This window comes from Tsukamurella pseudospumae, from assembly GCF_001575195.1.
In the GTDB taxonomy this organism is placed as follows: domain Bacteria; phylum Actinomycetota; class Actinomycetes; order Mycobacteriales; family Mycobacteriaceae; genus Tsukamurella; species Tsukamurella pseudospumae.
Map to the genome: position 1 here is coordinate 1 of NZ_LSRF01000060.1, position 385 is coordinate 385.

1 pseudogene is annotated in these 385 nt (G+C 66.0%); it reads right to left on the reverse strand.

Annotated features, from left to right (window positions below):
* A pseudogene (locus AXK60_RS25100) lies at nt 1–385 on the reverse strand (IS21 family transposase); the annotation flags it as partial.

Sequence of the window (385 nt, forward strand, 5' to 3'; positions counted from 1 at the left end):
AGCGGTCCACCCGCGGGGTGAACCACGTCCCGGTCTCGCACCCGTTATCCGGAAGCGGCGCGAGCAGCGGGCGTTCGGTGGCGAACATCTGCCCGACCGTCTGCATCCGGTCCCCGATCCGACGCGCGTCATCAGCCTGGTCGTAGACATCGATCAGCGCGTTGAGCTCGTCGATCGAGTCCACTTCCGGGACGGGAACGAGGTGGTTCCGACGGAACCAACCGATATCCCCCTCGACGCCACCCTTCTCATGCGCGCCGGTGATTCCGGGCTGGCAGTAGAACGGCTCGACCCCGAAGTGCGATCTGAACCCGACCCACCGCTGAGCTTCGGTCCGGGCCCGAGAGAACCCGATCACGGTCGCGACCGCCGATTTGAGATTGTC